Origin of the sequence: Janthinobacterium kochi, assembly GCF_051380715.1 — a bacterium.
In the GTDB taxonomy this organism is placed as follows: Bacteria; Pseudomonadota; Gammaproteobacteria; order Burkholderiales; family Burkholderiaceae_D; genus Janthinobacterium.
On record NZ_JBNYXO010000014.1, the window covers coordinates 33,793 to 58,430 of the forward strand.

Below are 24,638 nucleotides of genomic sequence, written 5' to 3' on the forward strand. Positions count from 1 at the left end.
ATGACCTCGTTTGGCGACGAGCGTCCCAGCGTGGTGGCGGCGCGCAAGCTGCTCGAACCGGAGCCGGAAGCGGAATTCGACCCATTTGCCGAGCTGCAGGAAGAAGAGCTGGCCCCACCGCTCGAGTATCCAACGCAGGAAGAACTTGACGCCATCCGCGAGGAAGCGCGTGCCACGGCCTTCGATGAGGGCCGCGCCGCTGGCTATGCGGAAGGCCACGCGGCCGGGCATGCCGATGGCCATGCGCAATCGTATGCCGAAGGCAAGGCCGCCTCCGGCGTGGAACTGGCGCATCTGCAAACCATCGCCGTCGACTTCGGCACGGCCGTGCACCAGGCCGATGAACTGATCGCCAACGACGTCATGGAACTGGCCTTGCAACTGGCCAAGGGCATGCTGAAAGCGGCCTTGCCCGTGCGCCCCGAGCTGATACTGCCGATGGTGCGCGAAGCCATCGAATACTTGCCCGTGCTGCAACAACCGGCCTTGTTGATGCTCAACCCGGAAGACGCGCAAGTGGTACGCGACGGCATCGGCGATGAACTCGACAAAGGTGGCTGGCGTGTCATCGAAGACCCGAGCGTGGAACGCGGTGGTTGCAAGATCGACACGGCCAGCAACCAGATCGATGCACAAAGCTCCACCCGCTGGCAGCGCCTGACGCATGCGCTGGGCAAGGACCTGGACTGGCTGGCGCCGTGAGCGAGTCCGTCAAAGGCCCGGCTGCCCATGCGGCGCGCTGGCGCGCCTACCTGAGCGACTGTTCGGCCGTGGTCGGCTTTGTCGAACCGATGCAAATTTCGGGGCGGGTCACGCGAGTGGCCGGCCTGGTGATGGAAGCGGTGGGCCTGCGCCTGGCCGTCGGCGCCGCCTGCACCGTGCCGCTGCCCAATGGCGGCCGGGTCGAGGCGGAAGTGGTGGGCTTTGAAGGCGAGCGCCTGTTCTTGATGCCGCAAAGCGATGTCGAGGGCATCGTGCCAGGCACGCGCGTGTTTTCCGTCGAACCGGCCATTCCCCGCCCCGGCAGCGTGGCGCACCCGCGCCGCCGCCCCAGCGACCGCGCGCGCCACCTGCCGGTGGGCCCGCAACTGCTGGGCCGCGTGCTCGATGGCGCGGGCCGCCCGCTCGACCAGCTTGGCCCCCTGCTCACGACGGACAGCGCGCCGATCAATGTGCGCCCCGCCAATCCGCTGGGCCGCGCGCCCATCGTGACCACGCTGGACGTGGGCGTGCGCTCGATCAATGCCATGCTGACCGTAGGCCGGGGCCAGCGCATGGGCCTGTTTGCCGGTTCCGGCGTGGGCAAGAGCGTGCTGCTGGGCATGATGGCCCGCTATACGGAGGCGGACGTGATCGTCGTCGGCCTGATCGGCGAACGGGGTCGCGAAGTGAAGGAATTCATCGAGCAAATCCTTGGCCCCGAAGGCCTGGCCCGCTCCGTCGTCGTGGCGGCGCCAGCCGACACGCCACCCCTGATGCGCCTGCAGGGCGCCGCGTATGCGACGGCCATTGCCGAGTATTTCCGCGACCAGGGGCAAAATGTCCTGTTAATCATGGATTCGCTGACCCGCTACGCCATGGCGCAGCGCGAAATCGCCCTGGCCATCGGCGAACCGCCTGCCACCAAAGGTTATCCGCCGTCCGTCTTCGCCAAGCTGCCCGTGCTGGTGGAACGGGCCGGCAATGGCGAAGAAGGCGGCGGCTCGATCACCGCCTTCTACACCGTGCTGACCGAGGGCGACGACCAGCAGGACCCGATCGCCGACTCGGCGCGCGCGATTCTCGACGGGCATATCGTGCTCAACCGCCGCCTGGCCGAGGCGGGACACTATCCCGCCATCGACATCGAGCAATCGATTTCACGCGCTGCCCACTCGATCACCACGCATGAACACCAGCAGCAGGCGCGCAAGCTCAAGCAACTGTATTCGCGCTATGAACGCAGCCGCGACCTGATCAGCGTGGGCGCCTACAGTGCCGGCACCGATCCCGTGCTGGACCAGGCCATAGCCCTGCATGAAAAGATCGAGGCGTTTTTGCAGCAGCAAATCACGGAACGCGTCAGCATGGACGAGAGCTTGGGGCAACTTACCGCTCTATTCGACTGATTAGGGCTTGCATAGCGGGAATATAATCAAGCATGGCTTCTCCTTCCCAACTTGCAACCCTGATTGACCTTGCCCAGCGCGAAACGGATGATTGCGCCAAGCGCCTGGGCGCGGCCCTGAAAGCGCTCGACGATTGCCGCCAGAAGCTCGACATGCTGTCCGGCTACCGCGACGACTATGCCAAGCGCTTCGAGGCGAGCATGAGCAGCGGCATGACGCCCATGGCTTACCGCAATTTCCAGGCCTTCATGGTCAAGCTCGACAGCGCCATCCTGGGCCAGCAACAGGTGGTCGAGCATGCGCAAGCGCGCAGTGACAATGAGAAGATGCGCTGGCAGCTGGCCGAACGCAAGCGCATGTCGTACACCACCCTGAATAACCGGGCGCAGGAACAGGCGCTGAAGCTGGAAAACAAGCGCGACCAGAAAGCAATGGATGAGCACGCGGCGCGACAAGCCTATTACAAACGCTAAGCAACACTGAGGCAGCATCATGCAAACCCTGCAAAACCCGATTTCCCAGATTGTCTCGCCGAACGCCACGCCGGGCGCCGCCAACCGCAGCCAGCCGCCCACCAGCGGCACGGCGGGCGACTTCCAGCGCACCCTGAACCGCCAGATCGAGCAGCGCCAGGCCAGCCGCAATATGGCGCAAGCGGCAGCACCGGCGGCGGCCCGCCCCGCCAGCCCTGCCGCCACGCAGGCTCCCGCCCAGGCGCCGGCCAAGGAAGCGAAGCCGGCGCAAGCGGGCACTGAACCGGCCGCCAACAGCGAACAGCCACCCGCGCCGGCCAGCGAGGCGGCCACGCCGGCTACCAGCGATGGTTCCAGCACCACGGCCGAGGCAAGCGTGCCCGCCATCCCCACCGCGACAGCACCGCCGCCAGCCGATCCGGCCGCCGAAATGCTGGCCCTGGTGGGCAGCATCCAGTTCGCCATCCAGCCGCCAGCGGCAGCCGCCAAGGCCGTGCCGGAACTGCCCGCGCGCGCCAGCGTCAAGGCCGACGGCAAGGGCCTGACAACAGCGCCATTGCTGGCAGCCAGCCAGGGCAGCGGCAAGGCCGCCACCACCACCACCGCCACCGCGCAAGCCGACAGCGGCGACTTCGCCGACAGCCTGGGCCAGGCCCAAGGCAAAGCGGCCAGCACACCCGGCACCAGCGTGCCGACCGGCAAGGCCGAGCCTGGAAAACTGGCCATCGACGCCCAGCTGGCGGCCACCGCCAGGGCTGGCACCGCCGTGGCCGAACCGATTCTCAAGGAAGCGCCTGCCGACCTGAGCCGCCTGGCGGCCCAGTTGCAGCCAAGCGCGCTGCAGCAGGCTGCCGCCGCTGTTGCCGTGCCGGCAGACAAGCTGACGGGCCGGGTCGGCACGCCGGCCTGGGACCAGCAACTGGGGCAAAAAGTCGTGTGGATGGCGGCCGGTGGCGACCAGAGCGCCACCCTGACCCTGAATCCGCCCGACCTGGGACCCGTGCAAGTGGTCCTGACGGTCACCAATGACCAGGCCGATGCCGCCTTCATGTCGGCCCAACCCGAAGTGCGCCAGGCGCTGGAAGCGGCCATGCCGCGCCTGCGCGAGATGATGAGCGAAGCGGGCATCGCCTTCGGCAGTGCCACCGTCTCGGCCGGCACGCCGGAACAGCAAAACAATGGAGAACGGACCGCCTCGGGCGAACGCCGCGGCAATGGCCAGGGCGGCGGCGTAGCGGGTGGCGAGATCGCCATCGCGCCAGCGGCAGGCGGACGCAGCCGGCCCAGCCTGGGTGCCGTGGATACCTTTGCCTGAGGCCAATTCGTCGTCCTCGGGCCACAGGCGCGCCCCACAGCGTAACTTTTCGTATAAAAACAGAGAGTTGAGGGCGCTTCCGCCCTCTTTTCACTGCATCCTTCTGCGCAGAATTTGCCGATAATGACATAATGGCGTCGTGATCCACTTCCATGCACTCGAGTACCATTGAAAGCAAATCCAAAAATGAAAGCAGATCCGAAAGCAGATGCAGGCATGGCTCCCGCCGGCGCCTCGAAAAAGAAGCTTCTGATCATCGTGCTGGCTTCGGTGCTGGTGGCCGGCGGCATCGGTGGCGGTGCCGCCTGGTACTTCCTGCATGGCAAGGCCGATAAAGAAGAATCGGCGCCCAGCAAGAAGAAACATGCCGCTACCAAGGCAGGTCCGCCCGTCTTCGTGCCCATCGACTCCTTCACCGTCAACTTGCAGCCGGAAAATGGCGAGCAATACCTGCAAATCGCGTTTACCCTGCAGGCCAGCAGCCCGGAAGAAATGGACTTGATCAAGGTCAACATGCCGAAAGTGCGCAGCCGCTTGCTGCTGCTGCTGTCCGGCAAGAAGGCATCCGAACTCAATACCGTGGAAGGCAAGCAGCAACTGGCGGCCGAAATCATCAATCAGGTGAACCAGCCGTTCGAAGACAAAGGGCCGGAGCAGGACGTGACGGACGTATTATTTACCGCATTCATCATTCAATAAGCAGCCATGGCCGATAATTTCCTCTCCCAGGAAGAAGTCGATGCCCTTCTGAAGGGCGTCAACGGAGACCAGGACGACGCGCAGGCGCCGGAAGATGTCACGGGAGTTCGTACCTACAACTTGGCAACCCAGGAGCGCATCGTGCGCGGCCGGATGCCAACGTTGGAAATTATCAACGAGCGTTTCGCCCGTCTGCTGCGCGTGGGCCTGTTCAACTTCCTGCGCCGCAGCGCCGAAGTGTCGGTCGGTTCCGTGCGCGTGTCGAAGTACAGCGAGTTCATCCGCAACCTGGTGGTGCCGACCAATTTGAACCTGGTCCACATGAAGCCGCTGCGCGGCACGGCCCTGATGGTCTTCGATCCGGGCCTGGTCTTCCTGCTGGTCGATAATCTGTTTGGCGGCGACGGACGTTTTCATACGCGCGTCGAAGGGCGTGACTTTACGCAGACAGAGCAGCGCATCATTTTGCGCATCCTCGACATCGTCTTTGAAGCCTATACCAAGTCGTGGGAGCCGGTCTTCCCCGTCGAATTCGAATATATCCGTTCGGAAATGAACACGCAGTTCGCCAACATCGCCACGCCGAACGAAGTGGTGGTGGCGTCCACGTTTACGGTGGAATTGGGCTCCGTTTCCGGACAAATCCACTTCTGCATGCCGTATTCGATGATCGAGCCGATCCGCGATTCGCTGACCTCCAGCCTGCAGGGTGAAGCGCTGGAAGTGGACAAGCGCTGGATCCGCCTGATGACGCAGCAGATCCAGATCGCCGAAGTCGAACTGGTGGCCTCGCTGGGCACGGCGCGCGTCTCGTTCGACGAAATCCTGAACATGAAGGTGGGCGACATCATACCGCTCAACATTCCCGAATTGATCGCCGCCACCGTCGACGGCGTGCCCGTGATGGATTGCACGTACGGCGTGTTGAACGGACAATATGCGCTGAAGGTCGAAAAGTTGCTGGCTAATGCCGACAACATGAATAATCATTAAGTAATGCAATCGGGCCGCGCTGCGGTCCGCATCTGTACAACAGGAGAAACACATGTCTGACAACCAAGACGACCAAAGCGCGGAAGACGATTGGGGCGCGGCCATCGCCGAGCAGGCCAAGGCGGAAGCCGAAGCGCTGCAAAACCAGGCTGCCAATACGGCCAGCGCGGCCAGCGCCGCCGTGTTCAAGGACTTTTCCAAGCAGGCATCGAAGTCAGAAACGCACAACGATATCGATTTCATCCTCGATATTCCCGTGCAACTGACGGTCGAGCTGGGCCGTACCAAGATCGCCATCAAGAACTTGCTGCAACTGGCACAAGGTTCCGTGGTCGAGCTCGACGGCCTGGCGGGTGAACCGATGGACGTGCTGGTGAACGGCTGCCTGATCGCCCAGGGCGAAGTGGTGGTGGTGAATGACAAGTTTGGTATCCGCCTGACCGACATCATCACGCCTTCCGAACGTATCCGAAAATTGAATAAATGAAGCCTGGCCTGTTGATTTCCACCCTGCTGCCGCTGGCAGCGGCGTGCTGTATCGCCCAAGCTGCACCGGCGCCGGCCCCCGCGTCGGTGCCAGTTGCTGCAGCGGTGACGGCAGCAGCGCCGGCGGCCAACACCGCCCCCTCCCCTGCCGAAGTTGCAAGTGAAAAACCCGCTGCAGCCGCTGAAGCGGCGCCCGCGACAGCTGCTGCCATGCCCGCCGTACCGCCCGGCGCGCCCATGACGATGGCGCCGACGAGCTCGGCCGGCAGCTTGCTGCAAACCATCTTCGCGCTGGTGTTCGTGCTGGCCCTACTGATCGGCCTGGCCTGGTTCATGAAGCGCTATGGCCCCAAGGTCATGGGCGGCAACAACAAGATGCGCGTCGTCAGTTCGCTCAACCTGGGCGGACGCGAACGCATCGTCCTCGTCGAAGTGGCCGACCAGTGGATCGTCGTCGGCGCCTCGCCCGGCAGGATCAACGCGCTGGCCACCATGCCGCGCCAGGAAGGCGATTTGCCGCAACTGACGACGGCGCAAAACGGCCCCGCGGCCGCCAATTTTTCCGAGTGGCTGAAACAGACCATCGAAAAACGCAATGGGAAATAAGCAGCAGATGGAGTGGTCCAACGTGAAGACTCCCCTGACCTGGCTGCTGGCGGCCGTCGCGCTGGCCTTGCCGTTGTGGGCCATGGCCCAGCCGGGCATCCCGGCATTCAACAGCACGCCGGCGCCGGGCGGGGGACAAAATTACTCGCTGCCGGTGCAGACGCTCATCCTGATGACGTCGCTCACCTTCCTGCCGGCGGCCCTCTTGATGATGACCTGCTTTACGCGCATCATCATCGTGCTATCCCTGCTGCGCCAGGCCATCGGCACGCAATCGGCGCCGCCCAACCAGGTGCTGGTGGGACTGGCCCTGTTCCTGACCCTGTTCGTCATGGGCCCCGTGTTCGACAAGATTTATACGGATGCCTATCTGCCTTATCAGGAAAACAAAATCAGCATGCAGCAAGCGATGGACAAGGGCGTCGATCCCCTGAAAACCTTCATGCTCAAGCAGACCCGCCAGGCCGACCTGGCCCTGTTTGCCAAAATGTCGCGCTCGCCGGCCCTGCAAGGTCCGGAAGACGTGCCGCTGCGCATCCTCGTGCCCGCCTTCGTCACCAGTGAACTGAAGACGGCGTTCCAGATCGGCTTTGCCATCTTCATCCCGTTCCTGATCATCGACATGGTGGTCGCCAGCGTGCTGATGTCGATGGGGATGATGATGATGTCGCCGGCGACGATCTCGCTGCCGTTCAAACTGATGCTGTTCGTGCTGGTCGATGGCTGGCAACTGCTGCTGGGCTCGCTGTCACAGAGTTTTTACTAGGGGATTACGATGACACCCGAAAGCGTCATGACCCTGGGCCGCCATGCGATGGAAATCACCCTGATGGTGGCCGCGCCCATGCTGCTCGTCGCCCTCATCATCGGCTTGATCGTCAGCATCTTCCAGGCGGCCACGCAGATCAACGAGGCAACCCTGTCCTTCATCCCCAAGCTGGTCGGCATCTTTGTCGCCCTCGTCGTGGCGGGCCCGTGGATGCTGTCCGTCATGCTCGACTACATGCGCCAGGTCTTCACGGGCATCCCGAACCTGGTCGGTTAGTGCAGCCATCGCTGATCCTCCTATGCTGACCCTGTCGAGCATCGAACTGAACACCTGGATCGCAGCACTGCTGTGGCCACTTAGCCGCATCCTCGGCCTGATTGCGGCCGCGCCCCTGTTTGGCAACGCGGCCGTGCCAGCCAGCGTGAAGGTGACCCTGGGCGCGCTGCTGGCCATGATCATCGCCCCCACCGTACCGGCCCTGCCTGCCGTCAACCCGATGTCCTTGCCCGGCTTGCTGATCCTGACGCAAGAGATGCTGGTGGGCCTGGCCATGGGCTTTTCCATCCGCATCGTGTTTTCCGCCATCGAAATGGCCGGCGAACTCAGCAGTCTGACCATGGGCCTGGGCTTCGCCTCGTTCTTCGACCCGCAAACCAAGGGCAGGTCTTCCGCCATCAGCCAGTTCCTCGTCATGCTGGCCACCTTGATGTTTTTGACAGTCAACGGCCACCTGGTCTTGCTGGCGGCGTTGGCGGAAAGCTTTGTCAGCCTGCCCATTTCATCGAGTCCCGTCAGCGGCGGCGGCTTCCAGCAATTGGCGGCCTGGGGCGGGGAAATCTTCCGCTCCGGCCTGCAGATTTCGCTGCCCATCATCGCCGCCTTGCTGCTGACCAACGTGGCGCTGGGTATCTTGACGCGGGCCGCGCCGCAGCTGAACATTTTCGGTATCGGCTTCCCCGTCACCCTGGGCGTGGGCTTGCTGGTGATCAGCATGGTCCTGCCCTACCTGGCCACGCCCTTCCAGAACATGTTCCTGCGCGGCATAGAAACGGCGCGTTTGCTGCCGCGCGGCTTTGCCACGCGCGACCGGCCAGCGCCGCCCGCGCCGCCGAATCCCTTGCGTCCGGCGACACCGGCAACACCGGCACGCTAAGACCGGCGGTCAATGCTGGTCGGTGCTCAGCGCCACGCGCCAGCGCCGCACGTCGAGATTCAGGCGCAACTGATGATGCTTGACCAGGTAGCGCACGCCGACCAGCGCCGCCGCCACGCCCGACAGGGCGCCGATGCCCAGCGCCCAGCGCGGGCCGCAGGTATCGGCCACCCAGCCCACGATGGGCGCGCCCAGCGGCGTGCCGCCTGCCGAGATGGCCAGCAGGATGGCCATGACGCGGCCCCGCATGGCGGGCGCCGTCGACAGTTGCACACTGCTGTTGACGCTGGTGGTAAACGTTTGCGCGGCGATGCCGATGACCACCAGCATCATGCCGAACAGCCAGTAGTTGGGCATCACGGCGGCCAGCGCGCAGGCCAGGCCGAACAGCGCAGCGGCGCCCAGCAACAAGGCCAGGGTAGGCTGGCCGCGCCCCGCCGCCAGCAGGGCGCCGGCCACCGAGCCGCACGCCATCACGGAACTGAGCACGCCATATTGGTCGGCACCCGCATGGAAAGCCGTGACCGACATGGTCGACAGGAAAATCGGGAAATTCAAGCCAAAGGTGCCAATCAGGAACAGCATCAGCAGGATGGCCATCAGGTCGGGCCGCTGGCGCACGTAGCGGAAACCCTCGCCCAGGCTGGCGCGCGTGGCCTTCAGACGCGGCGCGCGGCGCAGCAATGCCACGCGCAGCAGCAACAGTGAACCGATCACGGCCGCAAACGAGATGGCGTTGATGATGAAGACCCAGCCGCTGCCGACGCTGCTGATCAGCAGCCCTGCTACCGCAGGGCCCAGCATGCGCGCCGCATTGAACGAGGTGGAATTGAGTGCCACGGCATTCGTCAGGTCTTCCTCACCGACAATTTCGGCAACAAACGTCTGGCGCACGGGCGAATCGAAGGCCGTCACGCAGCCCAGCAGGAAAGCAAACACATACACGTGCCACAGTGCTACCTGTCCACTGATGCACAATATCCCGAGTCCCAGCGCCAGCAAGCCCATGGCCGCCTGCGTACACAGCAACAATTTCCTGCGATCGAGCAAGTCGGCCGCCATGCCCGTCAGGGGCAGCAACAGCAGTTGCGGGCCGAATTGCAAGGCCATGACGATGCCGACGGCACTGGCTTTGTGCTGCGTCAATTCACTCAGCACCAGCCAATCTTGCGCCGTGCGCTGCATCCAGGTGCCGATATTCGACACCAGGGCGCCAGCGGCCCAGATACGGTAATTGGGAATGCGTAGCGAACGGAATGTGTTGTTCATCTGGCCGTGCGGGCTCCTTGCCGGGGTCGGGGTGGATGGTTCAGCAGATCACTCCGCCAAGCGTTTGAGTAGCGCCACCGCATGGTTCAGTTCGATGACTTCGTCCGGCGTGAGCCGGGTTTCAATGGTGCGCGCCAGCCAGTCCTCGCGCGCGGCACGGCTGGCCGCGATCCAGGCGCGGCAACTGTCCGTCAGGGTCAATAGCGTCTGCCGGCCATCAGCCGGGTCGGGCGAGCCCGTCACCAGCTGCGCCTCGCTCAGCGCCAGCACCGTAGCGGCCATCGACTGGGGCCGCATGCCTTCGGCGCGCGCCAGGCTGCTGGCGGTGGCCGGGCCGTCGCGCTCAAGGCGGCTTAGCACGGACGCCTGCGACATGCTGACATCCCCAAGATGCGCTTCCTCGCGCAGGCGGCGGCGCAATGTGCCAATGAGAATGCGCAAGTCGCCGGCCAGCTGCAATACGTGTTCGTGCTCTTCTTGTGGGGTGTGCATGGGAAGCAAGTAGTGGATCAACAGGCTCCACTATAACAGATATACAGGTAGACTGCACAGTTTGCCTGTATATATTATCAGGTGACCATCTTGCAGGCGCAAAAAAGCCGGGGTGGGAGATGCACTCCCTGCCCCGGCTTGCCGGTCATCTAGCCGATACCGAACGCTTAGCTGATGTAATTGAACAGCGACAGGCCCGAGATCGAGGTGAACGATTTTTGCGCCGCCTGCAGGGTGACTTGCTGCTGGCTGAAAGTGGAAATGGCTTTGACCATGTCCAGGTCCTGCAAGTCCGACAGGGTGGTGGCGTACTGGATGTCGAGGTCGTCGCCAGCACTGTCGAGATAATCGAGTTCCTTCATGCGCGAACCGACTTCCGCGCGCACGGACAGTACATTGTCGTAGGCCGTGTCGAGAATATTATGCGCGGCGTTCAAGCCGTTCGTCAGGCGCGCCTGGCCCGCATCGCCGCTGCCCGCCTGGCGCAGCACGCCGATCAGGTTTTTCACGGTGGTAAACAGCGATTCCTTGGCGCTCGGCTCCAGCGTAAAGCTGTCCTGGTCGGCTGGCTTGCCCGTGATGTTCACTTGCTGGCCGTCGAAGGTGATGGCGTCGCCCGCCTTGTAGGGGATGGGCACGGCGGGATTTGGCACCGTCTGGCCCAGCGTGGCGTCCGTGACGGTGTACGTGGTGACGGCGTCGGTGCCCGTACCCGTGACCTTGAAATCGATCGAATACTTGTGCCCCGTCAATACCGACGGGTCCGTCACCGTGCCGCCCGAAACGATGCCCGAGCCGCCGCGCGTAAAGTTGGCGGTGGCCGCCGCCGTGGTGAACTTGCCATTGCCGGTCAGGTTATTCTCGAACACGGTGGCGCCGGAATCGCTGGTGGCCAGATAGCGCGCCGAACCCACCTGCAATTCGCGCTGCCCCTGGTCGCCCACATAGGTGGCGCCCGTGGGTGTCTGGCTGAATGGCTGGGTGGTGGATTTATAGCCGGAAAACAGGTAGCCGCCGGCGCCGTCGGCCGTGTTGGCGATGCCCATCAAGTCGGTCAACCGGCCTTCCAGTTCCTTGGCCAGGGTATCGCGGTCGATATCCTTGAGGGAAGGATTACCGGCCTTCAGCACCAGGTCTTTCACGTCGGCGATCAACGAAGTGGTGCTGGCCAATGCCAGCTCTTCCTGCGACAGGAAATTCTTCGCGTTCGAGCGGTTCGTCACGAACTGGGTATTGATCGATTGCGACTGCGTCACTTCCAGCGCGCGCGCCGAGGCGATCGGATCGTCGGCCGGCGTCAGATTGCGACGGTTCGACGACAGCTGCATCTGCGTACGGTTCAGGGCGCCCTGCAGATTATTCAGCTGCGAGCTGCCCTGGTCATAAATCATTCGTGTGCTGATGCGCATGATGCTGCCCTTCCAGAAAGCCGCCGCGCACTACGCCGCGGCAAAAATTGATTAACGTCCCAGGCCGATCACCACGTCGAACAGGGTGCTGGCGATTTGCATGACCTTGCCGCACGCCTGGTAGGACTGCTGGTAACGCAGCAGGTTGGCCGCCTCTTCGTCGAGGTTGACGCCGGAAACAGCCTGCTGCTGGGTGCTGGTCTGCTGCAGCAAGGCCAGGCTGGCCAGGCCGCTGACCTGTACTTCACGTGTCTTGTTGCCCACGAAGCTGACGGTTTGCGCGTACGAGCCCTGGAACGTGGCATTGCCGCCATCGAGGATGTTCTTCGTCTGCAAGCCCGCCAGCAGCGCGGCGTTGCGGTTGTCGCCCACACCGCCCAAGTTCGGCGCAATGGTGAATTTATCGCCCTGCGCCGGCGCGCCCGTCATGCTGACATTGATGCCGCCAAAGCTGAGGCTATCGCCTTCCGTATACGGGATGTTCGCCGTGCCGGCCGGATAGGTCGTGGTGGCGCCATTCAAGCCCTTGACCGTCACCGCCTGGCCGGCCGGGAAACCCGTCAGCGAGGTGGTCGCCTTGTCGTAGGTCAAGGTCACGGGACCGGTCAGGGCATTGCCTGGTGTCAGGTAGGCCTTGTCGACGGAGCCTGCGCTGAGCTTGCCCGTGCCCGTATTGGCCACCGGCGCCGAGGTGGCGATGGGGGCGGCGGCGGCGATCTTGTTGCGGTCGGTGATCAGCACGGCCATACCGGCCGCGCCATTCGCCGTCGGCTTGATGACGTAGTTGTCGCCTTGGGCGGCCGCGCCCGAGATCGAGAAATCGACGCCGTCGATGGTTTGCGGCCCCGTTTGCGGATACGGATTGATGATGGTGTGCGCGCCGTCGGATTCGCGCGTCACCACATAGTTGCTGCCGTCGTATTTCAGGCTGTAATCGCTGGCCGTCAGCTTGGTGGGGTCGCTGACCTTGGCTGACAGCACGGTGGTGCTGCTGGCGTTGTTGCCGCGGTCGGCGCCGATCACGGGGTCGGGTATCTTGAAAAAGTCGCCGCCCATGGCGCTATTCAAGTCCTGCCCCAGCTTGTGCTGGTCGTTGAAAGTGCTGGCCAGCGCGATGGCCACCTTGCCCAGGGAGTTCTGGACATTGTCCAGGGTGCCGCTGCGAAATTCCAGCAAGCCGCCCAGCGAGCCGCCGGTCAGGGAACTGTCCGGCAGCACGGTGACAGTACTGCCCGTGACATAGCCCACCTCGATGCGGTTCGGGTCCGTTCGCGAAGGCGTGGCCGCCAGCTCGAAGCTGCGGTCCGCCACCACCAGCGGCTGGCCCGCGCCGATGGAAATGGTCACGGTATTGTTGGCTGCGGGTTGCACCGTCGCCTTGACATATTTGTTCAATTCCGTGATCAGCTGGTCGCGCTGGTCCAGCAGATCGTTGGGCTGGTTGCTGGCATCGACCGATAACTGGGAAATCGATTTGTTCAGCTCGGCGAGCTGCTTGGCATAGGTATTAATCACCGTCACATTCGACGTGATCTGCGAATTGACGCCGTCGCCGATCTCCGTCAGGCGCGCGCTCAAGCCCTGGAAACGGGAAGCGAGCGAGCCGGCGCTCGACAGCAGCGCCTGGCGCGAGGCGACCGAAGACGGATTGGCGCTGAAATCCTGCACGCCCTTGAAGAAATCTTGCAGGGCGGGCGACAAGCCCGCCGTGGGATCGGCCAGCAAGTTGTCGATCTGGCTGATCTGCGTGTAATAGGTGTCGAGTGCGCTGGTGGCGCTTTGCGCGGCATTGACCTGGGTGGCCATGAAGCTGTCGTACTGGCGCTTGATCTGTGACACCTCCGTGCCCGTGCCGACGAAGCCATAGCCGGCAAAGTTCGACTGCGAAGTCTGCTGCAGCACCGTCTGGCGATTGTACCCGGGTACATTCGCATTGGTGATGTTATGCCCGGTCGTCGACAGGCCCACCTGCGCTGCAAGCAAACCGCTCTTACCGATGCTGAGTAGATTCGAAGTCATGGTGTCTTATTGGTTACCGTCAAATGTATTTACGGCAGCCGCGGCGAAAACTTGAAGCGCGCGTCCTGCACAAGGGTAGGGAGGCGGATTAACCGACCAGAGAATGCTTGATGATTTTTGTCAATTTGGCAGCGTAATTCGGGTCCGTCGCGTAACCGGCCTTTTGCAAGCCCTGGGCGAACGTGCTGGCGTCGCCCGCGCTGGCCAGCACTTTTTCATAGCGCTTGTTGTTGGTAATCAACTGCGCATAATCCTTGAAACTGTCCGCGTAGCTGTCATAGGCGCGGAATTTTTCCACCTTGCGTTGCGCCTTGCCATTCACATATTCCGTGGTGACGGCTTCCGTGACCTTGCCTTTCCAGTCGCCCGTGGCCTTGATGCCAAACAGGTTGTGGCTGCTGCTGCCGTCGCGGCTGATGATTTCGCGCTTGCCCCAGCCCGTTTCCAGCGCCGCCTGGCCCAGCATGAACTTGGCCGGGATGCCGGTGGCGCGACTGGCTTCTTCCGCATGCACGCCCAGCTTTTCCTGGAAGGCGCGCACGTGCGGCGCCTGCGTGGCGTTGGCCTTGTCGCTCAATGTCTTGCCGGTGACGGTGGTGCTGGCCGCGCCATCGGTGAGCGCGCCCTGCTGCTGGCGGAACGCGGCCAGCGCCTGCGCCATGCTCGACGAACGGGGCGACGGCGCTTCGGCGCCATCGGCAGCCAGCGCCTGGTTCGAGGACGACAGTTGACGGATCAGCACGTCCGCCAGGCCCGTGCCGCGCTTGGCCAGGTTCTGGCTCGTCTGCTGATCCAGCATCGAGGTGTACATCTTGCTTTGCTGGCTATCCATGATGCCGTCCTGCGGCGAGGCTTCGCGCATGCTTTTCATCATCATGTTGATGAACATGGCTTCAAATTGCGTGGCGGCCTCTTTCAGGGCGGCAGGGTCCTTCGCCTTGGCGGACTGGCGCAAGCCATCCATGCCCTTGACGTCATAGGCGGCGGTATTGCTGAGGTCGGTTTGGCTGATCATGGCGTACCCATCAAATGATTTCAAGTTCGGCGCGCAGCGAACCGGCCGCCTTCATCGCCTGCAGAATGGCCAGCAAGTCTTGCGGCGAGGCGCCGATGGCATTCAAGGCTTTCACCACGTCGGACAGCGAAGCGCCGCCCTTGACCAGCATGACCTTGCCCGGTTCCTTCTTGATATCGATCTGCGCCGTCTGCGTGACCACCGTGCGCCCGCCCGACAAAGGTGCCGGCTGGCTCACCTGCGGCTCGACATTGATGGTGACGGACAGGTTGCCGTGCGAAATGGCGCACGTTTCCAGGGTCACGGACTGGTTCATCACGACAGAACCGGTGCGCGCATTCATGATGACCTTGGCCGCCAGGCGGGCCGGATTGACTTCGATGCTTTCCAGCTGGCCCAGGAAGGTCACGCGCTGGTCGCTGCCGCCCGGCGACTGCACCTGGATCACGCGTCCGTCCAGCGCGGCGGCCGTGCCGGCGCCGTAGCGGCTGTTGATGGCCTCGACCACCCGGCTGGCGGTGGCGAAATCGGTGGCATTCAATTCCAGGCGTATCGTATTGTTGGCGCCCAGCACCGAAGCGACGCTGCGCTCGACAGTGGCGCCACCCGAGATGCGTCCCACGCTCAAGTGATTGATGACGACGGAGCTGCCGGCCGCCTGCGCGCCCACGCCGCCCACCAGCACATTGCCCTGCGCCATGCCATACACCTGGCCATCGGCGCCCTTCAGTGGCGTCATCAATAACGTGCCGCCGCGCAAGCTCTTCGCATTGCCCATCGACGACACGGTCACGTCCAGCATCTGGCCCGGCTGGGCAAATGCGGGCAAGGATGTCGTCACCATCACGGCGGCCACGTTCTTCAATTGCAAACTGGTGCCTTGCGGCAAGTTAATGCCTTGCTGCTGCAGCATCGCCGCCACGCTCTGGATGGTAAATGGCGTTTGCGTGGTCTGGTCGCCGCTGCCGTCGAGGCCGACGACGAGACCATAGCCCATCAGCTGATTCTGGCGCACGCCGGCGATGCTGGCCAGGTCCTTGATGCGCTCGGCCTGGGCGACGGGCGCCAGCAGGGAGACGGCCAGGCCGAACATGGCTAAAAAGCGGGGGAAGGTCAAGGTCGCCATGATCAGAACGGCAGCAGGCTGAGGAAGAAGCGCGACGCCATCGACGCCATTTCGGCACGATCGATCTGGCTGTTGGTGCGGTACTCGACGCGCGCATCGGCCACCTGGGTCGAGGGCACGACGTTGCCGATGCCGATGGTGTCCGGATTGACCATGCCCGAGAAGCGGATGAATTCCGTGCCCTTGTTCATGGCGATCTGTTTTTCGCCGGCGACGATGAGATTTCCATTTGGCAATACCTCGATCACCGTCACGCCTATCGTGCCGCTAAAGGTGTTGCTGGCGGACTGGTTGTCGCCATCGGCAAATTTTGTTGCGCCATTCGCCGAGACGCTGCCGCCCAGGCGGCCCTGCAGCATGCCTGGCGTGCTGAAGCCCACGCTGCCGGACTTGTTGCCGGAACTGGCGCCCGCCTTGACGGCATTCGTGCGCTCGGTGATGGCGATCGTCATCATGTCGCCCACATGGCGCGCGCGGCGGTCTTCAAACGCGGGACGGTAAGTCGACGGCTGGTAGATGGAACCGTTGCTGACGACCACCGGTTCGGGCATGGGCGCGCGCGTGGTGGTCGGGTATTGCACGATCGAGGTGGGCGTGATGGCGCAGCCGGACAGCAGGACTGCGGACAACAGGGCGATGATGGGGTATTGCATGGCGAACCTCCGCTGCCATCCGGCGGCGGATGGCATGACGACTATGAAAATTAAAGTTGCGACAATTTCTGCAGCATTTGATCGGATGTGGTGATGGCCTTGCTGTTGATTTCGTAGGCGCGCTGCGTCTGGATCATGTTGACCATTTCCTCGGCCACGTTGACGTTCGAGCTCTCGATATAGCCCTGCATCAGCACGCCGGCGCCATTCGTGCCCGGGGTGTTGGTTTGCGCCACGCCGGAGGCCCCCGTTTCCATGTACAGGTTTTCACCCTTCGATTCCAGGCCGGCCGGATTGACGAAGGTAGTCAGTTGCAGCGAACCGATCTGCGATGGCGCCACGGTGTCGGGCAAGGTGACGGAGACGGTGCCGTCGCGCGCCACGGTCAGGCTCAGCGCATTGGTCGGTACGGTGATGGCAGGCTGGATCACAAAACCTTCGGACGTCACCAGCTGGCCATTGGCATCCGTCTGGAAGGAGCCGTCGCGCGTGTAGGCGGTGGCGCCATCGGGCAGCAACACCTGGAAGAAACCGGTGCCGTTGACCATCACGTCGCGCGAATTGCCCGACGCCTGGGGATTGCCCTGGGTATGGATGCGTTCGGTAGCCACGGTGCGCACGCCCGTGCCGATCTGCAAGCCCGACGGCAGCTGGGTTTGCTGCGACGATTGCGCACCCGGCTGGCGCACATTTTGATACAGCAAGTCTTCAAAGACGGCACGCGACTTCTTGAAGCCGGTGGTGCTGACGTTGGCCAGGTTATTGGCGATCACGTCCATCTGCGTCTGCTGCGCTTCCAGGCCGGTCTTGGCTATCCAAAGGGAACGAATCATGTTTTTTCTCCAATAACAGCGCTTGCCAGCCCTGTAGACTATTTCTATGTGACCATTATGCGACCGGCTCTATCAATTCAAAGCGAGGATCTGGGTGGCTTTCGCCGCGTTATTCTCGGCATTCTTCAACAAGCTCATTTGTGTTTCGAACTGGCGCGCCAGGGCGATCATGCTGACCATCGAGTCGACGGGGCTGACATTGCTGCCTTCCAGCGCGCCCGTGGTCAATTTGACGGCCTGGTCGGCTTGCGCCAGCGTGCCATCTTTCAGGCGGAACAGGCCGTCGTCGCCGCGCACCAGTTGCTGCTCGGGCGGGTTGACCAGCTTGATGCGTCCCAGCACCGTGGACGGGCCCGGCGGCACATCGGTGGAAATCGTGCCCACCGTGCCATCGCTGGCGATGGACACCGTCACGCCCGGCGGAATCGCCATGGGCCCCGTATCGCCCTGCACCATCAGCCCGCCCTGCGTTTGCAGCATGCCGTTTTCATTGAGCTTGAAGGCGCCGTTGCGCGTATAGGCTTCGGATCCGTCGGCGGACTGCACCGCGATCCAGCCACCGTTTTCCACGGCCACGTCGAGCGCGCGGCCCGTGTGCTGCATGGGTCCTTGCGTGAAATCGGAACCGACCGTCGAATCTACGACGAAGGCGCGCGTCGGCATCATGCCATCGGCCACCACGGGCACGGCGCGAAACGAGTCGAGCTGGGCACGGAAACCCGTGCTGGTGGCGTTCGCCAGGTTATTCGCCGTGGTCGCCTGCTTGTCCAGGATGTGCTTGGCGCCCGAGCCGGCGGTGTAGATGAGACGGTCCATGTGTTTCTCCGTGCAAAACAAAAGCTGGGGTCAGACCCGGCGGGTCTGACCCCGGTACTATTAGCGCAGGTTGACCAGGGTCTGCAAGACCGAATCCTGCGTCTTGATGGTCTGCGCATTCGCCTGGTAGGCGCGCTGGGCGGTGATCATGTTGACCAGTTCGGCCGTCAGGTCCACGTTCGACACTTCTACGGCCGAGGCGCGCAAGTCGCCCAAGCCGGCCGAGCTCGGCTCACCCGTCATGGGACTGCCCGAGGTCGAACTCTCCGCCCAGGCATTGTTGCCCAGCGGCTCCAGGCCATTCGGATTGGCAAACTTGGTCAACACTACCTGGCCCAGGTCGCGTGTCTTGCCATTGTTGTACTGGCCCTGAATCACGCCATCGGTGCCCACGACGAAACGGCTCAGCTGACCGGCCGCATAACCATCGGCCACGGTGCGCTTTTCGCTGGTGGACGAACTGAGCTGGGTGGAATTGGTGAAGTCGACCTTGATCGCCAGGTTCGCGTTCGCGCCCGTAGCGGGGAAGACGGGCAGGTTGACCGTCACCGGCAAGGTTTGCGGCGGCGTCAGGCCCAGCATGGCGGCCTTGTCCAGGCTGCCGACGCTGTTGAACACCAGCGAAGCCGACCTCACGGCGGGCACTTCCGTCACGGAGGCGATATTCTTGTCGATCTGATCTGGCGTCAGGTTGGAATTGACGCCGTTGGGCACGGCGCTGCCATAGGTGGCGCTGATGGCATTCAACTGGGCGGTGCTGGCGCCGGCCAGCACGGCGGCGGCGCGCACGGCGGCGCCGGCCGCATTGCCATAGGCGACGGCGGCGGCCGTGATAGCTGCCGGTACCAGCGGCACGGCCGTGACGGCGGCCTGGTAGGCGCTGCGCGCGGTCAGCGAGGCGGCATCGGTCTGCGCCGCCGCAGCCACTTTCGCGCTGGTAATTTCCTTGCCGTCAGTAGCCGAGTAGACATCCCAGCTATTGGTGCCCGTCTTGACATAGAAATTGGACATGGTGTGGGCATTGCCCAGCGAATCGAAAACCGGCACGGGGAACTGCTTGGTCCACGACTTTTGCTCTCCCACGCTGAACGGCACCACGGTCGGCATGGCCGAGTTGGAATCGAGGTTGACCTGGGTATCGACCTTGGTGGTCGCCTGCGGCGCCATGTCGGACGGGTCGATCTGCAGCGGCACGACGGCGCCGGCCAGGATCTTGCCGTTCGCATCGGCCGGATAGCCCGTCAGCTGGGCTTTCTGGGCATTGATGATGAAGCCGCTCTTGTCGACCTGGAACTGGCCGTTGCGCGAATACTGGATGGCACCGTTCACGCTGGTGCGGAAGAAACCGCCGCCATTGATGGCGATGTCGAGCGGATTCGACGAACTCTCCAGGTTACCCTGGTTGAACAGCTGCGCCACTTGCGACACGGCCACGCCGATGCCGGGCTGGTTGCCGCCCACGCCATACAGCGAGTTGGCATAGATGTCGGCAAACTGCGCCTGCGACTGCTTGAAACCCACGGTGGCCGAGTTGGCGATGTTGTTGCCGATGACGTCCAGCGATTTGGCGGCGCCATTCAAGCCGCTCAGGCCTTGTTGGAAAGACATTGTGTTCTCCTGGTAGAAATTAGGGGTAGAGGGTCTACGCTACAAACGAGCGGCTTATAAAATCTGTTTTACATCGGCCATGGTGATGCTGCCCACGCCCGGCACATTCAATTTCACGCCACCGGCGCCAGTCGACACGCTGGCGACCGAACCGAACATCAGCGCCGCTACATCCGTGAGCTTGGCCCCGCCGCGCGTCGCTTCCACCGAAAAGGTATACGCGCCGTCGGCCAGCACGATCGGCTTGCCATCCTTGTCGAGCTCGGCGGTGGAACCGTTCCAGCCCAGCGGCAAGGTACCCGCATCCTGCGGGCCCAGGTCGATGGAATGGACTTCCTTGCCCGTGCTGTTGTAGATGATGACCTTGACGCTGTCGGCCGGCGTGGCCAGGTCCACGCCCAGCAGGGCCGCGCTCTTGCTCAGGGTGATGTTCTTGCCTTCCGTCAACACGCCGTGGCCGATGATATTGGCCGCCTGCATGGATTCGGCCTGCTGGTAACTGGTCTTCAGCGTTTCCAGGGTGGTATTGAGCTTGTTGACGCCCGTCACCGTGGACAGCTGGGCCAGCTGGCTGGTCAGCTGTGCATTGTCCAGCGGGTTCATCGGGTCCTGGTTTTGCAGCTGGGTCACCAGCAGGGTCAGGAATTTGTTCGTCTCTTCCTCGACGCTGCCCTTCGCGGCCGTCGTCTTCTTCGGATTCATCGTCGCCATCAGGTCGGTGACGGTGGCGGTGCTGGTATCGATGGTTGCCATAATAGTCAGTCAGCCTTATTGGCCGATGGTAAGGGTTTTCAGGAGCAGCGACTTGGCCGCGTTCATGGTTTCCACGTTGGTCTGGTAAGAGCGCGAAGCCGACAGCATGTTGACCATCTCGTCGACCGTATTCACGTTGGGCATGGTGACGTAGCCCTTCTCGTCGGCCAGCGGGTTCTTCGGGTCGTAGACCAGCTTCATCGGCGACGGGTCTTCGATCACCTTCTGCACCTTGACGGCCGTGGCGCCGTTGGCCATGGGCACGGCCTCGAACACCACCTGCTTGGCGCGGTAGGCTTCGCCCGTGGCGCTGGTGGCGCTGTCGGCATTGGCCAGGTTGCTGGCCACCGTGTTCAGGCGCTGCGCCTGGGCGCTCATGGCCGAACCGGACACATTGAAGATATTAAATAGCGACATGATTATTGTCCTCCCTGGATGGCCGTCAGCATGCCCTTGATCTGCGAGTTGAGGAACGTCACGGCCGCCTCGTAGCGGATGGCGTTGTCGGCAAAGGCGTTGCGTTCGAGATCCATATCCACCGTATTACCGTCGACGGCGCCCTGGGCCGGCGCGCGGTACAGCAACGGCGTGCCGTCGGCCAGGGTCTCGACCTTGCCGCCCGTGCTGCCACCCACTGCGGCGGCGACGCCCTTACCGGGAAGATGCTGCGGCGCCGTGCCCTTCAGGGCCGGCTGCACGCCATCCTTGCGCGCCATCGCGCCCTTCAGTGCGCTGGCAAAATCGACATCGCGCGCCTTGAAGTTGGGCGTATCGGCATTGGCGATATTCGAGGCGAGCAATTCCTGGCGCGTCGAGCGCAGGCTCAGCGCCGTCTCGTTGAAGCGCATGTAATCGTCGAGTTTCCCTATCATGTCAGGCTCCGGAAAGATCTGCCACTGGCGCCTGAGATGGCGAAAGGATGGCGATATAGTGATGACAGGAAACATAGTACGGCGCCCAACGGCAAGGCCATCGCCGGATCAGACTGCACTTTTACCCCTTAATCGGCGCTTCGATCAGGGCAGCGCGCACTATCATGGCAGTATTCCAGAGGCCTATCACCATGAAAACACCGCTCGCACTCCTTCTCGCTCTTGCCGCCCTGCCACTGCTGGCGCAGGCGCAAAACGCCGGCCGGCAGACGCCGGAAGCGTTGCGCAACAGCGTGGAACAATTCCTGCAAGTTCAAAGCAATGGCTTGCCGGGCAAGGTGACGGTCAGCGTCGGCGCCGTCGATCCGCGCCTGAACCTGGCGGCTTGCCCCGCACCGCAAGCATTCATGGCGCCGGGCGCCCGCGCCTGGGGCAAGACCACCGTGGGCGTGCGCTGCACGGCGCCAAGCAACTGGACCATCTATTTGCAAGCCAACGTGGCCGTCGTGGGCGACTACGTGGCCAGCGCCGTACCGCTGGCGCAAGGGCAAGCCATCGATGCCAGCCAACTGGTGACGATGCAGGGCGACCTGGCCGCATTGCCGGCAGGCATCGCCACCGACATGGCCCAGGTCGTGGGCGCCAGCACGAATATTTCCTTACCACCAGGCACGCCGATGCGCCTCGACACCCTGCGCCGCAAGCCGGTGGTGATGCAGGGCCAGCTGGTGCGTGTCGTTTCCAGTGGCAACGGTTTCCAGGTAGCATCAGAAGGCCGCGCCATCGGCAGCGCCGGCGATGGCCAGACGGTGCAGGTACGTACGCAGAGCGGCCAGCAGATCAGCGGCGTGGCGCGCGCAGGCGGCATGGTGGAGGTCGCCTTTTAAACACGGATGGACAGCGATATTGTGGTCTGGCGCACTAAAGTTTCGGCAGAAGGTGCCGATAATGACACATATCCCGGAGTTTCTTGACTTCGACCAGACGAGGATCACGCTGTGAAAATTACCGACAACACCATTAAAAGCAATCCCGGCCTGCCGGTGGCGCCCGCGAATACCTCCGGCGCCCGGAATGCCGAGAAAGCCCAGGCAACACCGACGACGTCGGACAATGTACGCCTGTCGCCGCAAGGACAGGCATTAGCGGCCAGTGCAACTGCCGGCAGCGGCGCCGTGTTCGACACGAAAAAAGTCGAACGCATCAAGCTGGCGATCGCCGACGGCCAGTTCCAGGTCAACTCTGAAAAAGTGGCGGACGGTCTCCTCGACACAGTCAAGGACTTGCTGCACTCACGAAATAGATAGGTTCCCTCATGCAATCAGTGACTCCGTTTTCCAGCCTGCGCGACGAGCAACAGCTCATGACCACATTGCTGGCATTGATGAAAGAAGAACAACGGCATCTGGTTGCCGCTGACATCGATGCAATCACGGAGCTCACGGTGCGCAAGACGGCACTCGTAGGGCAATTGAGCCAGCTGGCGGCGCAACGCCACCAGGCGCTGGCGGCAGCCGGTTTCACGGCCGCCGAGGCGGGCATGGAAGACTGGCTGGTCGGCGCCAGTGAAGCCGAAGCGGCATCCCTGTGGAAAGCCCTGCTCGAGACCACGCGCGAAGCCAAGGAACAAAACCGGCTGAACAGCCTGCTGGTCAACAAGCACATGCTGCACACGCAAGGCGCCCTGAACGCCATGCGCCCCACGGCCCAGAGCGGCAATTTCTACGGCCCCAGTGGCCAACCGATGACGAACACAGCCAGCCGGCGCGTCGTCATCGGCTAATTTCCCTTCTTATTTCCCTTATTTAACAGCAATCCCTTGGCAAGGCGCAGCGCGCCTTGCCAGCTCAGCCATGCGCGGGTCGTCCCGCATGCTGGCGAAATTTCGCCGCGATGGCCCGCCCCTTCGCTGCGGCGGCAGCTTGCTGCTCCGGCGTCAGTTCCGCCTGCAGCCAATGCCAGTATTCGTCCTGATACGGATTGGTCACGCCGGGCGCCAGGATATCGTCGTAGACGAGGCGCAGCGCCAGCAGGTAGCCATACGCTTGCGTCGCATCCTTCTGCACCACCTCGCCATCGCGCAGATATGCCATCATCAGGGTAGCCACGCTGGTCAGTTCCGCCTCGTCCGCCTGCGCCGTCAGCTGGGCGATGGCTTGCCGCTTCCATGCCTGCACCAGCGGATCGTCGGGACGGTTGCGCAGTGCGCTGCGGTCGCCGAACGGGCCTTCCGACAGGAACAGGGTGGCGGCACCGGGCACGCCGGCCTTCGCGGCAGTGGCCAGGTAGCCGAGGCGGTCGTCGCGCTGGCGCTGCGTCAGGCCCGCGCACAGCTGCTGCTGGGCGACTTTTTCTTCCGCCGTCATCTCGCGGCCCAGCTCGAATTCCAGCCCCGGCAAGCGGCTTTCGCGCTGGAAAACGATGCAGTCGTCGATCAGGTTGAAGGCCGCATACGCGTCTTCCGCCCTGCCGCTGGCGCCCAGGCGTTCGAGCCGCTGCGCCAGGGACACGACGACGGGCGGCTGGGCCGCAGGGACGGAGGCATCGACAGAAAAATATGCTTCCAGGCTCCGGCCCGCTGGCGCGCTGGCGGCAGCGGTGGCGGCAGCTTCGGGCACGCCGTCGTCGGACGCGGGCCAGCAGGTCAGCGCCAGCGCTGCCGCGATGGCAGCGGCGATGGCGATGCCAGTAAATGTACTCTTCATCATGAAGTGGCGCACGTGGATGGGAAACGCACGTTACCACAGGCGCGCGGCACAGTTCCGCACACACGCGAGCCGGCTAGCCGCCGGCCTTTTTCGCCTGGTGGCCCAGCTTGGCCAGCGCGGCCAGGATGGCCTCCATGTGGTCACCCTGCACTTCGATCACGCCATCCTTGACGGTGCCGCCCGAACCGCACTGCGTGCGCAACTGCTTGCCCAGCAAGGCCAGCGCGATGGCGTCCAGCGGCAAGCCTTTCACCACGGTGACGCTCTTGCCGCCGCGGCCCTTGGTCTGGCGCGACACGCGCACCACGCCATCGCCCGCAGGCGCCGCCTTGGCTTGCGCCTTGCACACGCATTGCGCCAGCGGCTGGCGGCAGGCGGGACACATGCGGCCCGTTTCGGTGGAATAGACGAGACCGCCCAGGGAACTGCTTTTCATGATCGAGAGATAAAAAGGGAGAAGGCC

29 protein-coding genes are annotated in these 24,638 nt (G+C 63.3%); 14 read left to right on the forward strand and 15 right to left on the reverse strand.

The window, feature by feature from the left end:
- The 11 genes from ACQ4WL_RS23365 (at position 1) to fliR (ending at position 8,602) form a co-directional block, all read left to right on the forward strand.
- The gene (locus ACQ4WL_RS23365) at positions 1-702 is read left to right on the forward strand and encodes a flagellar assembly protein FliH (protein WP_436511970.1); all 702 of its coding nucleotides are present in this window, start codon (positions 1-3) and stop codon (positions 700-702) included.
- Positions 703-791: 89 nt separating this feature from the next.
- Complete coding sequence (gene fliI / locus ACQ4WL_RS23370; RefSeq protein WP_243420431.1) at positions 792-2,108, forward strand: flagellar protein export ATPase FliI; 1,317 nt, start codon at positions 792-794, stop codon at positions 2,106-2,108.
- A 32-nt stretch (positions 2,109-2,140) separates the two neighbouring features.
- A complete protein-coding gene (fliJ, locus tag ACQ4WL_RS23375) occupies positions 2,141-2,581 on the forward strand; it encodes a flagellar export protein FliJ (protein ID WP_436511892.1) in 441 nt (146 codons plus the stop codon).
- 19 nt (positions 2,582-2,600) lie between these two features.
- Positions 2,601-3,896 carry a flagellar hook-length control protein FliK gene (locus ACQ4WL_RS23380; RefSeq protein WP_436511893.1) on the forward strand — a complete coding sequence of 432 codons (1,296 nt, stop codon included), beginning with the start codon at positions 2,601-2,603 and terminating at the stop codon, positions 3,894-3,896.
- Positions 3,897-4,082: 186 nt separating this feature from the next.
- Complete coding sequence (fliL, locus tag ACQ4WL_RS23385; RefSeq protein WP_436511894.1) at positions 4,083-4,595, forward strand: flagellar basal body-associated protein FliL; 513 nt, start codon at positions 4,083-4,085, stop codon at positions 4,593-4,595.
- Between the two features lie 6 nt (positions 4,596-4,601).
- The gene (fliM, locus tag ACQ4WL_RS23390) at positions 4,602-5,588 is read left to right on the forward strand and encodes a flagellar motor switch protein FliM (RefSeq protein WP_034754035.1); all 987 of its coding nucleotides are present in this window, start codon (positions 4,602-4,604) and stop codon (positions 5,586-5,588) included.
- A 52-nt stretch (positions 5,589-5,640) separates the two neighbouring features.
- The gene (gene fliN, locus ACQ4WL_RS23395) at positions 5,641-6,075 is read left to right on the forward strand and encodes a flagellar motor switch protein FliN (protein WP_034754038.1); all 435 of its coding nucleotides are present in this window, start codon (positions 5,641-5,643) and stop codon (positions 6,073-6,075) included.
- Positions 6,072-6,680, forward strand: coding sequence for a flagellar biosynthetic protein FliO (gene fliO, locus ACQ4WL_RS23400; protein WP_436511895.1), 609 nt, complete (start codon positions 6,072-6,074; stop codon positions 6,678-6,680). Before fliN ends, fliO begins: the two co-directional genes overlap by 4 nt.
- A 7-nt stretch (positions 6,681-6,687) precedes the next feature.
- Positions 6,688-7,446, forward strand: a complete 759-nt coding sequence (gene fliP, locus ACQ4WL_RS23405; RefSeq protein ID WP_436511971.1) for a flagellar type III secretion system pore protein FliP — start codon at positions 6,688-6,690, stop codon at positions 7,444-7,446.
- Positions 7,447-7,455: 9 nt separating this feature from the next.
- Positions 7,456-7,725 carry a flagellar biosynthesis protein FliQ gene (gene fliQ, locus ACQ4WL_RS23410; RefSeq protein ID WP_035821365.1) on the forward strand — a complete coding sequence of 90 codons (270 nt, stop codon included), beginning with the start codon at positions 7,456-7,458 and terminating at the stop codon, positions 7,723-7,725.
- A gap of 22 nt (positions 7,726-7,747) precedes the next feature.
- Complete coding sequence (gene fliR, locus ACQ4WL_RS23415; protein ID WP_436511896.1) at positions 7,748-8,602, forward strand: flagellar biosynthetic protein FliR; 855 nt, start codon at positions 7,748-7,750, stop codon at positions 8,600-8,602.
- 9 nt (positions 8,603-8,611) lie between these two features.
- On the opposite strand, the gene ACQ4WL_RS23420 is transcribed toward fliR, so the two are convergent.
- The 13 genes from ACQ4WL_RS23420 to flgB all read right to left on the reverse strand — a co-directional run bounded on the left by ACQ4WL_RS23420 (position 8,612) and on the right by flgB (position 21,467).
- Entirely contained in the window at positions 8,612-9,871 is a 1,260-nt protein-coding gene (locus ACQ4WL_RS23420) for an MFS transporter (RefSeq protein ID WP_436511897.1), read from the reverse strand.
- A gap of 48 nt (positions 9,872-9,919) precedes the next feature.
- Positions 9,920-10,363 (reverse strand): MarR family winged helix-turn-helix transcriptional regulator, encoded by a 444-nt coding sequence (locus ACQ4WL_RS23425; RefSeq protein ID WP_436511898.1) that lies wholly within the window; start codon positions 10,361-10,363, stop codon positions 9,920-9,922.
- A 167-nt stretch (positions 10,364-10,530) separates the two neighbouring features.
- Positions 10,531-11,772, reverse strand: coding sequence for a flagellar hook-associated protein FlgL (gene flgL, locus ACQ4WL_RS23430; protein WP_436511899.1), 1,242 nt, complete (start codon positions 11,770-11,772; stop codon positions 10,531-10,533).
- 51 nt (positions 11,773-11,823) lie between these two features.
- Positions 11,824-13,791 (reverse strand): flagellar hook-associated protein FlgK, encoded by a 1,968-nt coding sequence (gene flgK, locus ACQ4WL_RS23435; RefSeq protein WP_436511900.1) that lies wholly within the window; start codon positions 13,789-13,791, stop codon positions 11,824-11,826.
- 88 nt (positions 13,792-13,879) lie between these two features.
- Positions 13,880-14,806, reverse strand: a complete 927-nt coding sequence (gene flgJ, locus ACQ4WL_RS23440; RefSeq protein WP_436511901.1) for a flagellar assembly peptidoglycan hydrolase FlgJ — start codon at positions 14,804-14,806, stop codon at positions 13,880-13,882.
- A 10-nt stretch (positions 14,807-14,816) separates the two neighbouring features.
- A complete protein-coding gene (locus ACQ4WL_RS23445; RefSeq protein ID WP_436511902.1) occupies positions 14,817-15,932 on the reverse strand; it encodes a flagellar basal body P-ring protein FlgI in 1,116 nt (371 codons plus the stop codon).
- A 2-nt stretch (positions 15,933-15,934) separates the two neighbouring features.
- Entirely contained in the window at positions 15,935-16,585 is a 651-nt protein-coding gene (locus ACQ4WL_RS23450) for a flagellar basal body L-ring protein FlgH (RefSeq protein WP_436511903.1), read from the reverse strand.
- Between the two features lie 50 nt (positions 16,586-16,635).
- Complete coding sequence (gene flgG, locus ACQ4WL_RS23455; protein WP_102120009.1) at positions 16,636-17,418, reverse strand: flagellar basal-body rod protein FlgG; 783 nt, start codon at positions 17,416-17,418, stop codon at positions 16,636-16,638.
- A gap of 72 nt (positions 17,419-17,490) precedes the next feature.
- A complete protein-coding gene (locus ACQ4WL_RS23460; RefSeq protein WP_436511904.1) occupies positions 17,491-18,234 on the reverse strand; it encodes a flagellar basal body rod protein FlgF in 744 nt (247 codons plus the stop codon).
- Between the two features lie 60 nt (positions 18,235-18,294).
- Positions 18,295-19,842, reverse strand: a complete 1,548-nt coding sequence (locus ACQ4WL_RS23465; protein WP_436511905.1) for a flagellar hook protein FlgE — start codon at positions 19,840-19,842, stop codon at positions 18,295-18,297.
- A 54-nt stretch (positions 19,843-19,896) separates the two neighbouring features.
- The gene (locus ACQ4WL_RS23470) at positions 19,897-20,595 is read right to left on the reverse strand and encodes a flagellar hook assembly protein FlgD (RefSeq protein WP_436511906.1); all 699 of its coding nucleotides are present in this window, start codon (positions 20,593-20,595) and stop codon (positions 19,897-19,899) included.
- A gap of 15 nt (positions 20,596-20,610) precedes the next feature.
- Positions 20,611-21,012, reverse strand: coding sequence for a flagellar basal body rod protein FlgC (gene flgC / locus ACQ4WL_RS23475; RefSeq protein WP_034754081.1), 402 nt, complete (start codon positions 21,010-21,012; stop codon positions 20,611-20,613).
- A gap of 2 nt (positions 21,013-21,014) precedes the next feature.
- Entirely contained in the window at positions 21,015-21,467 is a 453-nt protein-coding gene (flgB, locus tag ACQ4WL_RS23480; protein ID WP_436511907.1) for a flagellar basal body rod protein FlgB, read from the reverse strand.
- A gap of 191 nt (positions 21,468-21,658) precedes the next feature.
- Here flgB and flgA point away from each other — a divergent pair, with 191 nt between their 5' ends.
- The 3 genes from flgA to ACQ4WL_RS23495 all read left to right on the forward strand — a co-directional run bounded on the left by flgA (position 21,659) and on the right by ACQ4WL_RS23495 (position 23,250).
- Entirely contained in the window at positions 21,659-22,354 is a 696-nt protein-coding gene (flgA, locus tag ACQ4WL_RS23485; RefSeq protein ID WP_436511908.1) for a flagellar basal body P-ring formation chaperone FlgA, read from the forward strand.
- Positions 22,355-22,465: 111 nt separating this feature from the next.
- Positions 22,466-22,774: a flagellar biosynthesis anti-sigma factor FlgM gene (gene flgM, locus ACQ4WL_RS23490; protein ID WP_034754089.1), complete on the forward strand. Its 309-nt coding sequence runs from the start codon at positions 22,466-22,468 to the stop codon at positions 22,772-22,774.
- An 8-nt stretch (positions 22,775-22,782) separates the two neighbouring features.
- Positions 22,783-23,250 carry a flagella synthesis protein FlgN gene (locus ACQ4WL_RS23495; protein WP_436511909.1) on the forward strand — a complete coding sequence of 156 codons (468 nt, stop codon included), beginning with the start codon at positions 22,783-22,785 and terminating at the stop codon, positions 23,248-23,250.
- 64 nt (positions 23,251-23,314) lie between these two features.
- Here the strand turns inward: ACQ4WL_RS23495 and ACQ4WL_RS23500 are convergent, their stop codons facing one another.
- Entirely contained in the window at positions 23,315-24,175 is an 861-nt protein-coding gene (locus ACQ4WL_RS23500; RefSeq protein WP_436511910.1) for a hypothetical protein, read from the reverse strand.
- A gap of 73 nt (positions 24,176-24,248) precedes the next feature.
- On the reverse strand, positions 24,249-24,611 hold the full coding sequence (locus tag ACQ4WL_RS23505; protein WP_436511911.1) for a translation initiation factor Sui1: 363 nt from the start codon (positions 24,609-24,611) through the stop codon (positions 24,249-24,251).
- Positions 24,612-24,638: the final 27 nt, after the last annotated feature.